Origin of the sequence: Acetatifactor muris (genome assembly GCF_024623325.1) — a bacterium.
In the GTDB taxonomy this organism is placed as follows: Bacteria; Bacillota; Clostridia; order Lachnospirales; family Lachnospiraceae; genus Acetatifactor; species Acetatifactor muris.
In genome coordinates this window covers 35,950-47,558 of the sequence record NZ_JANJZD010000020.1, presented here as the reverse complement: position 1 = coordinate 47,558, position 11,609 = coordinate 35,950, and the positions used below count along the sequence as shown (strand labels likewise).

Sequence of the window (11,609 nt, the reverse complement as noted above, 5' to 3'; positions counted from 1 at the left end):
AGAACAAGGCTGCCTTGTGTCTAAGCAGCCTTGTCCCGGACATATCAATTTCCTGATATTTATTACAATCGTTTAAATCTTTCCTTCCGGCACAGCTTCCGACTCACTTCCCCCGGCTGCCGTACCCTCTGATACTGCGTCAAAACCATAATTCCGCTTCATCTGCTCAAAAAGCATCTGGGCCAGTCCCAGGCCGCCATTCTGATTGGTGGTCTCTTCCGCCATACTCTGAACCATTCGATCCTTATACAAATCCATCACAGTAGAAGTATAATGTGATGTTCCCTCTTCATTTTCGGGAATTGTCTTCATCATCCCTTTATACATCTGCTCTACAAAGTATGCTTCAAACTGTTTGCAGGCATCCATCAGCTCAGCTTCAGATGCTTTCGAGTAATCGGCACCTGTCAGTTTGTCCTGCAATTGATTCGCCGTCTGATTCGCGGCAGTTGTGTATTTGTCACTGTACATGGACGCGATATTACTGAAATCCATATTATATTCCTTTCTTAACCGGAGCTCTGCAGTTCCTGCCCTGCATCTTTATGCAGGTGTCACACTGTTATCCTGCTTTACCGCTTCAGATTGTTCGCCTGCTGAAGCATTTCGTCCGAAGTGGTAATGGCCTTTGAGTTCAGCTCGTAAGCTCTCTGAGCCACAATCATGTTCACCATTTCATCAACCACCTGCACATTGGAGCCCTCCAGATAATTCTGCAGTATCTTACTCTTCTCCACATCGTTGTTGGTGGCCTCGTTAATGGGCTGTCCGCTGGCAGCTGTCTGATTATACAGGCTGCTCGCCAGTCTCTCCAGACCATTGGGATTATTGAACTGGAAGACACCGATTCTGATTCCCATAGGCTGAGGATTATTCTTCTCATCCGGATAACAGAGCAGGCCGTCTCCTGTCACAGTTACCTCACTGACCACATAGCGCTGATCCAGTATAATGGGACGCCCGTTGGTGTCCAGTACAGGCAGACCGTCGGCATTTGCCAGCATATTTCCGTTGCTGGCCAGGGAAAACACAAAGTTACCATCCCGGGTATAGTATGTATTCCCGTCCGCACCGCGCACTGCAAAAAACCCTTTTCCGTCTATCGCAAATGCAGTATCACTCTCGGAGGCAAGCATATTGCCTGTCTTAAATATAGTGGTAATTGCCGAGTTGCGTGTACCCAGACCAACCTGTGCGCTGGTGGGTTTCTGCTCTCCGTTGGCTGTGGTGGTCTTCGTCTGTAACGTCTGGTACAGCAGAGTCTTAAACTCATTCACCTGGGTTTTAAATCCCTGCGTATTTACGTTGGCCAGATTATTTGCAATTGTGTCCAGATTTGTCTGCTGTGCAATCATACCGGTTGCCGCTGTCCATAAGCTGCGTACCATAATCCTGATTCCTTTCTCCGCCTTATTTATACTGTCTGTTCTATGTATTCCCTCTTATGCCGTACTGTTTCCGCTTCTCCTCGTCCCTGGGTTTCCCGCCGGCTGTCGTTTCCGAATCTTACCCATGCACATCTGTACCACCCCTCTGGTCAGTTATGCGTTAGCATTCCCTGTTATACCCTGCCCAGCTGGTTCACAGCAATCTCCAGGGAACTGTCATATGTCTGAATAATCTTCTGATTGCTCTCGTATGCCCTGGTAATTGAGATCATATTCACCATCTCGGATACAATCTGTACATTGGCCATTTCCAGATATCCCGAATTGATCTGCGCGTCAGCCGGAGTCATTCTGGCTCCCTCTATGGGCCTGTAGTAGGTCTCTCCGTACTTTTCCAGATAATTATAATCTTCAAAGTCTGCCACCTGGATTTTAGCCAGAGTCCTGCCGTTCTGACTGATTGTGCCATCGGTGTCAATCTTCGATTCCAGCAATGTATTCACCTGGATTCTCCTGTTCTGCGTGTCCAGTACATAGTCGCCATCCTCGGTGACCAGATATCCCTCTCTGTTCAGAGTAAACTGGCCGCCTCTGGTGTACATGGTAGATGTCTCTCCTGCCTTATTGGTAAATTCAATGGCAAAGAAACCGTCCCCGTCCAGAGCCAGATCATAGGTATTCCCTGTGACACGATAAGAACCCTGTGTAAAATCCGTGTAATTCTCGCCGATCTTCACCCCGGGATTGTTATTCCCCATGCGCTGCGGGAGATGTTCTCCCCAGGAAGCATCTCTGATTTTCACTGTAAGCACATCATTAAAGGCCTGGCTGGTGGCCCCTTCCTTCTTAAAGCCCACCGTGGATGCGTTGGCCAGATTATTCGTCATCGTATCCATTCTGTGCTGCTCATTAATCATTCCTGTATATGCAGTATATAAACCCTTTAACATCCAAAGCCTCCTGATACAATTGATTATCTGCCATTGTAACCTGACAGGAATTCCACATATTTACCGGTTCCCACAGCTACCGCCGTCATGGGATCCTCTGCGGTTATCGTATTGATTCCCGTTTTGGAAGAAATCAGCTCCTCCAGTCCTCTCAGCAGACTTCCTCCGCCGGTCAGAACGATTCCTCTGTCCGCTATATCTGCGGCCAGCTCAGGCGGTGTCTTCTCCAGCACACTGTGGATTGTCTCCACTACCTGGGAAGTGGTCTCCCGAAGTGCCTCTTCCGTCTCCTCCGAGGATACCTTCACAGTCTTCGGAAGTCCGGTCACAAGATTCCGGCCTCTCACATCCATATAGTCGACCTCAGGCCGCCTGTAAGCAGAACCGATCTTTATTTTCAAATCTTCCGCGGTCCTCTCACCGATCAGCAGATTATGTTTCTTGCGCATATAGCGCACAATGGCCTCGTCAAAGTCATCTCCGGCCACTTTAATAGATGCGCTCACCACGGTTCCTCCCAGGGAAATAACCGCAATGTCAGATGTGCCGCCACCGATATCCACAATCATGTTCCCACAGGGCTTTGCGATATCAATCCCTGCTCCGATAGCCGCTGCAATGGGCTCCTCTATGATGTCAACATCTCTTGCCCCTGCCTGATAGGTGGCATCTTCCACCGCTTTCTTCTCCACTTCCGTGACACCGCTGGGCACACAGACAGCAATGCGCGGCTTCCGGAAGGTCCTCCTGCCCAGAGCTTTCTGAATAAAATATTTCATCATTTTCTCGGTCACGGAATAATCTGATATAACCCCCTGCCGCAAAGGTCTCACCGCCACAATATTCCCCGGTGTCCTTCCCAGCATGAGGCGCGCATCCTCACCGATGGCCTTAATTTTATTCGTATCTCTGTCAAATGCTACAACGGACGGCTCCTTCAGTACGACGCCCTTTCCTCTGATGTATACTAAAATGCTGGCTGTACCCAAATCTATCCCGATATCTGTGCACTGCATATATTAGCCCCTTTCTGAAAAACGGATTCTCAAATTCTGCAACAAAGTCATACGTTTTTTATTATAACCGAAAAAATTCGTTTTTCATAGGGGTTTATGAAAATTTTAATAAAAAATGACATCAGCCAGTCTGTCTGCCTGCACATTCCCAGAAGTGCAGCGGCAAACCTGTAATTATCATTTCGGCATGACGCCCTGTCTTCTTTACCCTTTCCGCAATTTTTCTTCCGTCCAGTTATTTCCTTTTCTTATCCTTTTCCAACATTTTCTTTATATAGATACCGGTATATGATTTCTCACTCTCTGCGATTTCTTCCGGCGTACCGAGGGCGATTACCGTTCCGCCCCGATCCCCGCCCTCGGGGCCCATGTCGATAATACAATCCGCTGTTTTAATAACGTCCAGATTATGCTCGATAACCACCACGGTGTTCCCCCCGTCTGCCAGTCGGTGCAGAATGTCCACCAGCTTATGCACATCCGCAAAATGGAGTCCCGTGGTAGGCTCGTCCAGGATATAAATGGTCTTTCCTGTACTCCTTCTGCTCAGTTCCGTCGCAAGCTTAATTCGCTGGGCCTCGCCGCCGGACAGGGTAGTGGAAGGCTGCCCCAGCTTTACATAAGTCAGTCCCACATCATAGAGTGTCTGAATCTTGCGGCGAATGGAAGGAAGATTTTCAAAAAAACTGTAAGCCTCTTCTACCGTCATATCCAGCACATCAAAAATATTCTTACCCTTGTATTTTACATCCAGAGTCTCCCGGTTATATCTCTTCCCCCCACAGACTTCGCAGGGAACATAGACATCCGGAAGGAAATGCATCTCAATCTTGATGATTCCGTCTCCTCCGCAGGCCTCGCAGCGTCCTCCCTTTACATTAAAGCTGAAGCGACCCTTTCCGTATCCTTTTGTCTTGGCGTCTGCAGTAGAAGCGAACAAATCTCGTATCTGGTCAAACACGCCGGTATAAGTGGCCGGATTTGACCGGGGTGTACGTCCGATAGGAGACTGGTCGATGGCAATTACTTTATCCAGCTGCTCCAGTCCCAGAATATTTTTATGCTTTCCCGGTATGCACCTGGCACGGTTCAAATCTCTTGCCAGGCGTTTATATAAGATTTCGTTGATCAGAGAGCTCTTCCCTGAGCCGGATACTCCGGTAATGCAGGTCATCACGCCCAGAGGAATTTCCACATCAATATTCTTCAGATTATTCTCCCGTGCCCCCAGAATCTTCAGCTGACCGACAGGTTTCCTTCTGGCCTCCGGCACAGGAATCCGCAGCTCGCCGCTGAGATACTTTCCGGTAATGGATTCCGGTATCTGCATCAGCTCTTCCGCCGTACCGCAGGCCACCACTTCGCCGCCGTGAGAGCCTGCTCCCGGGCCGATGTCCACCACATAGTCCGCCGCCAGCATGGTATCCTCATCATGTTCCACCACAATCAGCGTGTTACCCAGATCCCGAAGATTCTTCAAAGTATTCAGCAGCTTGTCATTGTCCCGCTGATGAAGCCCGATGCTGGGTTCATCCAGAATATAGCATACTCCAACCAGTCCGGAGCCAATCTGTGTGGCCAGACGGATGCGCTGGGCCTCGCCACCGGACAGGGTGGCAGTAGCCCTGGCCAGAGACAGATATTCCAGACCCACATCCACCAGAAATCCCACTCTGGCCCGAATCTCCTTGATTATCTGCTTTCCAATCAGCAGCTGCTGACTGTTGAGCCGCATATCTTTCAGAAAAGCCTGTAATTCCAAGATAGACGCAGATGTGATTTCATAAATGTTCTTATCACAAACGGTTACGGCCAGAGCTTCTTTCTTCAGGCGCATTCCCTTACATTCCCTGCAGGGCGTGATTCTCATAAATGTCTCATACTCCTGTTTCATGGTCTCGGAAAAGGTTTCTCTGTATTTCCGTTCCACATTGCGCACAAGTCCCTCGAAAGCCACAGGATATACACCTTGTCCCCGCTGTCCCTGATAATGAACCTCAACCTCCTTCCCATTGGTCCCGTTCACAAAAACATCCTTCACTGTTTCCGGATATTCCTCAAAGGGGGTGTCAAGGTCAAAGTGGTAAGCCTTACACAGGGCCTGCAGCAGTGCGTTGGTAAAGCTGGACTTATCAGAGCAGGACTGCCATCCCATCACAGCAATCGCTCCCTGATTGATACTGAGACGCTTATCCGGAATCATCAGATCCAGATCAAATTCCATTTTATAGCCCAGTCCGGAGCATACAGGACAGGCTCCGAAAGGATTGTTAAAGGAAAAGCTCCTGGGTTCAATCTCGCTGATGCCAATCCCGCAGTCCGGGCAGGAAAAGCTCTGGCTGAAAGTCATGGGTTCTCCGCCGATGACATCCACCAGCAGCAGCCCTTCCGCCAGATTCAGCACATTCTCAATGGAGTCCGCCAGACGACGCTCCATTCCCGCCTTTACCGCCAGGCGATCCACCACAATCTCAATATTATGCTTTATATTTTTCTCCAGCGGGATTTCCTCTGTCAGTTCATAGAGATTCCCGTCTACCCGCACACGCACATAACCGCTCTTCCGGGCCCGATCCAGCACTTTTTCATGCTGACCCTTGCGTCCCCGGACCACAGGCGCCAGCAGCTGAAGTCTCGTGCCTTCAGGCAGCTCCATAATCTGATCCACCATCTGATCCACCGTCTGCCTGGCAATCTCCCTGCCGCAGCTGGGGCAGTGCGGAATCCCGATTCTGGCATAGAGCAGGCGAAAATAATCATAGATTTCCGTCACTGTACCTACAGTAGAACGCGGATTTCTGTTGGTAGATTTCTGGTCAATGGAAATAGCCGGCGACAGTCCTTCAATCTTCTCCACATTGGGCTTTTCCATCTGCCCCAGAAACTGCCTTGCATAGGAAGACAGCGACTCCATATACCGCCTCTGCCCTTCCGCATAAATAGTATCAAAGGCCAGAGAAGACTTCCCAGAACCTGACATTCCTGTCAGAACTACCAGCTCGTTTCTCGGAATATCAACGTCAATGTTCTTCAGATTATGCTCGGCGGCGCCGCGTATTCTGATATACTCGCGGGGTCGCATCTTTTTGATTTCTTCCATTTGGTTTCATCTTTCCTTCCTGAATATATAATACAGGGCAGAATTGATACCTGCCCATTTTATCACTTGAACTGCTTTGATGCTTTTGCACCTCTTCATTGTTACAATTGTATGAAGAAACAATATTCGTCAGGAATCTTCCTCACTAAAATCCCGCAGCTTCTCCTTCAGCTCTATCATCTTGTCCCGCAGCTCGGCAGCTGCCTCGAAGTTTAAATCCGCCGCTGCCTTCTGCATCTTCTTCTGCACATCCGCAATCAGCTTCTCCAGCTCCTTACGACTCATGGATTCAGGATCCTTCTCAAAGCGCATCTCTTCTTTGGCAATAACTTTGGAAATAGCAATCAGATCCCTTACAGCCTTTTTGATGGTCTGCGGTGTGATTCCATTCTCTTCGTTATACTTCATCTGGATCTCACGACGGCGGCTGGTCTCGTCCAAAGCCATGCGCATGGAGTCTGTAACAGTGTCCGCATACATAACCACATGCCCCTCTGCATTACGGGCCGCCCGCCCGATGGTCTGTATCAGAGACGTACCGCTTCTCAGAAATCCTTCCTTATCCGCATCCAGAATTGCCACCAGCGAGATCTCCGGAATATCCAGGCCTTCCCGCAGCAGATTGATTCCCACCAGCACGTCAAACACGTCCAGCCTCATATCCCGGATGATTTCCGCCCGTTCCAGAGTATCTATATCCGAATGCAGATATTTTACCCGGATCCCCACTTCCCTCATATAATCAGTAAGATCTTCCGCCATTCGCTTTGTCAGGGTAGTTACCAGTACTTTATTATGCCTTTCTATCTCTTTGTTAATCTCCCCGATCAGATCGTCGATCTGCCCCTCCACCGGACGCACATCCACCTGAGGGTCCAGCAGGCCGGTGGGCCGGATAATCTGCTCCGTGCGCAGCAGCTCGTGCTCTTCCTCGTAGACAGAAGGCGTCGCTGACACAAAAAGCATCTGATCAATATGAGCTTCAAATTCCTCAAAGTTCAGCGGCCTGTTGTCCAGCGCCGAAGGCAGGCGGAATCCGTACTCCACCAGCGTCGTCTTCCGGGAGCGGTCGCCTGCATACATTCCGCGAATCTGTGGAATCGTCATATGAGACTCATCAATGATAATCAGAAAATCATCCCTGAAGAAATCCATCAATGTCAGCGGCGGCGCCCCCTCCGGCATGCCGTTCAGATGTCTGGAATAATTCTCTATACCGGAACAGAAACCTGTCTCCCGCATCATCTCTATGTCAAAATTGGTGCGCTCTGCAATCCGCTGCGCCTCGATAAGCTTGTCCTCCCCTTTGAAACGGCGTACCTGAGTCTCCAGTTCTTTCTCGATATTGTCGCAGGCGACCTTGATCTTGTCCATGGATACCACATAATGGGAAGCGGGAAAGATTGCAATATGATTCAGCACCGCATGAACTCTGCCGGACAGAGGCTCCACCTCTACGATTCTGTCAATCTCGTCCCCGAAGAACTCTATACGGATAAAATAGTCGCCGCCCTGGGCAGGATACACCTCTATCACATCACCGTGCACCCGAAAGCATCCCCTGTGCATGTCCATCTCATTGCGGGTGTACTGAATGTCCACCAGCTCCCGAAGCACCTGATCCCTGTCCTTCACCATACCCGGACGCAGAGATACTATCATATCCTTGTATTCATCAGGACTTCCCAATCCATAGATACAGGATACGCTGGCTACCACCACCACGTCTCTGCGCTCCGTCAGGGATGCTGTAGCTGATAAACGCAGCTTGTCTATTTCGTCATTGATGGAGGAGTCCTTCGCAATATAAGTGTCCGAAGAGGGTACATAAGCCTCCGGCTGGTAGTAATCGTAATAGGACACAAAATATTCCACTGCATTCTCAGGGAAGAACTCCTTGAACTCGCCGTACAATTGTCCGGCCAGGGTCTTATTGTGCGCTATTACCAAAGTAGGCTTGTTTAAAGCCTGAATAATGTTGGCCATGGTGAAGGTCTTGCCGGAGCCGGTCACGCCTAGTAAAGTCTGGAACTGGTTACCTTTTTGGAAGCCCTCCACCAGTTCTGCGATTGCCTGGGGCTGGTCGCCGGTGGGTTTGTATTCGGAATGAAGCTTGAAAGGTTTTTGTTCAACTTGCACAAATATCACCTCCATAATGCTGCTGAAAACATATCAGAAAAGTTCGCCTATTAGCCAGAAATTCGTCGAGCCGCATCTTCCGTATTCAGAAAAATGGCCTTTCGACGAATTTTGTTCACCAATCCCATTTTTCTGCATTCCATAATAGTAGTAAAACCATAATGGACTCAGTAGCACGAAAGCAACTCTGATTATACCATAGGACATTTTATTTGTATAGATAAAAACTGTAATTTCTAGAACATTTGTTCCGAACATCTATTCTTATAATTATCGTCACATCCATCCATTCCCAAGAGGTACTCCTCAACCTTTATTCCTGCATCCAGCACCTCACCTCCCTTCTTATCTCCGTCTTTTTTCTTCGGCATAACATCATCCATATATGACAGTAGCTCTGGAATTTCTTCTGGGATGATATTCTGATTATCCCCATATACATCCACGGTAATCAGTTCTTTTGCATGGCCCATCAGTTTTGACACCGCTTTGGGACTAAAATCACTCTTCAGCAAAAGAGTACAATAAGTACTTCTCAAGTCATGCCATCTAATGTCGGGCAGTTCCGCATCTCTCAAAAGCTTCTTGTAGTATTTCCAATGAAAATCTTTACTACGTGGCTTTCCGTAATTAGAACAGCAAATATAGTCCGCATCCAGAAATTGTGATTTTCTGCGGCTCCTGTTCCTCTCATATCTCTTTCTCTCTTCCAGAATTGCTTCAAATACATAATCCGGAATAGGCAACACTCTTTTACTGGAGGATGATTTCAACGGAAGTTCCTTCTTCGTCAGTGGCTTATTTTCACCTTCATCCGAATTTCTGTTCAGTTCTTTCCCCAATTGGCGTTCCACTGACAATGTACGGTTTATGTAATCAACATCCGAATACTTTAACCCGTTTATCTCTTGTCTCCGCAATCCCATGAGAACATTGAACAATACCTGCATATGAATAGATGTCCCCTTGCTGGCTTCCAGTAATGTATGTATCTGCTCCATTGTAAGCGTTTTCTGAATATCCACTTTTCTGATATGATAAGGTCTGGCTTCTATGTTCTTTGGCAAATTAATGCCTTCTGCGGGATTCAATGAAATCAATTTATGCTCCACGGCAAAACGAAGGGAGACATTCAACACTGTTTTTACCTGTCGTACAATATGAATGGAATATCCAGCACGGTCTTTGTACAGTTTTTGAACATCTCCCCTGTTCAACTCAGTCAGTCTTTTTCTTCCTAAATATGGGATAATATGATTTTTGACAATCTGCATATAAGAAGAATATGTATTGGCACTCCCTGCACTTTGCCTAACCTCGTTTTCCAGCCAGTATTCAAGAAATTCCTTCAATTTTACATTGTTATTCATCACATATGTGCCGTTGCTTAATTCTCCCATAGCACGTTTTCTGGCATCTTCTGCTTCTTTTTTAGTACGGAATCCCGATTTCTGCTGTATCTGTTGTGTGCCGTCCTGAAATTTCAGGACGACACGGTAAGCATAATTATTTCTGTCAAGTAACTTAAATACAGGCCTTACTTCCCAATCCACATAATTTTGCCGTTTTAGTTCCAGCATTCTCTTAATCCTCCTACGGTATAAACTGATTATTCAGGAAGCTACGTATTTTTTCTGTCTCATCCATGACCTCACAATAATACTCAAATGTAGTATTCAGGCTGGAATGTCCCAAAAGGGCAGATACTTTTATCAAAGGGACTCCTTGCTCTGTCAAAATACTGGCATACATATGCCGCAGGCTATGTACAGTCAGATGGGGCAGACCTGCTCTTCTACACAGTTTTGTCAATGCAGTATTGAAAGATGCCGTGGCATGGGGCAAGCCATTTTCACTACAGGACACATAATCCTGATCTATGTAAGCCTCTCCCATTTGCTCTTTTCTAAAATCATTCCGTGTTTTTCTTACAATCACTTCCTTCATAATCGCATCAGGAACCTTTAGCGTCCGATAGCTGTTCGGAGTTTTAGGCGGCTTCTCTATAACCTGATATTCTGCTACTTTTCCTTGTCCTTTCGGAACAATAGGGTTGGAAGTAATCTGTCTGGAAATCGTGACTGTCTTTTGGGATAAATTAAAATCTGCATATTTCAATCCTGCAATCTCTCCTTTCCGCAGTCCCATAAACAGTCCCAGCAAGATTTCCAAATACCAGTTATTTTCCGATGCCCTCTCCAGAAAAATCCGTAGTTCTTCCTTATTAAGGACAATAACATTCGCTTTCTTCCTTTTATAGGGCTTTGTAGATGGCACAGGGTTATGTGAGATATAACCCTGTACCACAGCATCCTTCAACGCAATATTTAACAGCTCCCGACTTTTGTTTCCCGCAGATTCACATACTTTGGACACCTTTTCCAGCAATGCGTCCAGATATTCCACGCTCAGATACCTTAATTTGACTCCCTGATTCATATAAGGAAGAATCAAATCATATAATGTGTACGCAGTCAACATTCTTGTAGTGTTCTCAATGCGCGGTGTGTAGATTTCTTCCAACCAGTAAATCAGGTATTCTCGCAATTCAAAGTCTGTAGAATTATTGGCGTGGTAATTTCGGTATGCCTGAGCAAACTCCTCTTCGCAATGCCGATAACTCTTCTCTGCTTCTTCTGCGGATGCAAAGCCACCTTTTTTGGAATACCCGGTGGTGCCATCTTCTTTAAGCACCTTCAGCCTGTGATACCAACTTCCTGCCTCGTAAAAGGCAACACTTTTATGATTGGATGACACCTAAATCACCTCCTCTTTATTTTTCAGCGTTGAGCCAATCATCAAAAGATTTTTGTGGAACCCTGAGTAATTTCCCAACTCTGATTACCCGAAAAGGCTCTTGTTTCTGGTAAACTTCTTCCAAAAACTGATACGTCTTACTTCTTCCCAAAGACAAAGCTTTTTGGATGTCAGACGCTAGATAAACTCGTGAATTTTCCATTATTATTTACCTCCTCTATCCTATAATATACAATCGTCAAATCTAAAAATACGGCTC

At 47.1% G+C, this 11,609-nt stretch carries 9 protein-coding genes; all 9 read right to left on the bottom strand.

From position 1 onward, the window contains the following. Nucleotides 1-72: 72 nt before the first annotated feature. Nucleotides 73-495, bottom strand: a complete 423-nt coding sequence (locus NSB25_RS18095) for a rod-binding protein (protein ID WP_103240916.1) — start codon at nt 493-495, stop codon at nt 73-75. Between the two features lie 77 nt (nt 496-572). Next, the gene (locus tag NSB25_RS18090; RefSeq protein WP_103240917.1) at nt 573-1,388 is read right to left on the bottom strand and encodes a flagellar hook-basal body protein; all 816 of its coding nucleotides are present in this window, start codon (nt 1,386-1,388) and stop codon (nt 573-575) included. 173 nt (nt 1,389-1,561) lie between these two features. Beyond that, nucleotides 1,562-2,338 carry a flagellar hook-basal body protein gene (locus NSB25_RS18085; RefSeq protein WP_103240918.1) on the bottom strand — a complete coding sequence of 259 codons (777 nt, stop codon included), beginning with the start codon at nt 2,336-2,338 and terminating at the stop codon, nt 1,562-1,564. 23 nt (nt 2,339-2,361) lie between these two features. Continuing rightward, nucleotides 2,362-3,354, bottom strand: a complete 993-nt coding sequence (gene mreB, locus NSB25_RS18080) for a rod shape-determining protein (protein WP_103240919.1) — start codon at nt 3,352-3,354, stop codon at nt 2,362-2,364. 235 nt (nt 3,355-3,589) lie between these two features. Beyond that, complete coding sequence (gene uvrA / locus NSB25_RS18075; protein ID WP_103240920.1) at nt 3,590-6,454, bottom strand: excinuclease ABC subunit UvrA; 2,865 nt, start codon at nt 6,452-6,454, stop codon at nt 3,590-3,592. Nucleotides 6,455-6,583: 129 nt separating this feature from the next. Continuing rightward, the gene (gene uvrB / locus NSB25_RS18070) at nt 6,584-8,608 is read right to left on the bottom strand and encodes an excinuclease ABC subunit UvrB (RefSeq protein WP_103240921.1); all 2,025 of its coding nucleotides are present in this window, start codon (nt 8,606-8,608) and stop codon (nt 6,584-6,586) included. Nucleotides 8,609-8,829: 221 nt separating this feature from the next. Then, nucleotides 8,830-10,173, bottom strand: a complete 1,344-nt coding sequence (locus NSB25_RS18065) for a tyrosine-type recombinase/integrase (protein WP_103240922.1) — start codon at nt 10,171-10,173, stop codon at nt 8,830-8,832. A gap of 13 nt (nt 10,174-10,186) precedes the next feature. Then, the gene (locus tag NSB25_RS18060; protein ID WP_103240923.1) at nt 10,187-11,350 is read right to left on the bottom strand and encodes a site-specific integrase; all 1,164 of its coding nucleotides are present in this window, start codon (nt 11,348-11,350) and stop codon (nt 10,187-10,189) included. Between the two features lie 16 nt (nt 11,351-11,366). Then, on the bottom strand, nt 11,367-11,552 hold the full coding sequence (locus NSB25_RS18055; RefSeq protein WP_103240924.1) for a DNA-binding protein: 186 nt from the start codon (nt 11,550-11,552) through the stop codon (nt 11,367-11,369). Nucleotides 11,553-11,609 lie beyond the last annotated feature (57 nt).

Excerpts from the sequence above, each read along its gene's own strand:
- NSB25_RS18095 (WP_103240916.1), bottom strand. The coding sequence starts at position 495 with ATGGATTTCAGTAATATCGCGTCCATGTACAGTGACAAATACACAACT.
- NSB25_RS18090 (WP_103240917.1), bottom strand. The coding sequence starts at position 1,388 with ATGGTACGCAGCTTATGGACAGCGGCAACCGGTATGATTGCACAGCAG.
- NSB25_RS18085 (WP_103240918.1), bottom strand. The coding sequence starts at position 2,338 with ATGTTAAAGGGTTTATATACTGCATATACAGGAATGATTAATGAGCAG.
- mreB (WP_103240919.1), bottom strand. The coding sequence starts at position 3,354 with ATGCAGTGCACAGATATCGGGATAGATTTGGGTACAGCCAGCATTTTA.
- uvrA (WP_103240920.1), bottom strand. The coding sequence starts at position 6,454 with ATGGAAGAAATCAAAAAGATGCGACCCCGCGAGTATATCAGAATACGC.
- uvrB (WP_103240921.1), bottom strand. The coding sequence starts at position 8,608 with ATGGAGGTGATATTTGTGCAAGTTGAACAAAAACCTTTCAAGCTTCAT.
- NSB25_RS18065 (WP_103240922.1), bottom strand. The coding sequence starts at position 10,173 with ATGCTGGAACTAAAACGGCAAAATTATGTGGATTGGGAAGTAAGGCCT.
- NSB25_RS18055 (WP_103240924.1), bottom strand. The coding sequence starts at position 11,552 with ATGGAAAATTCACGAGTTTATCTAGCGTCTGACATCCAAAAAGCTTTG.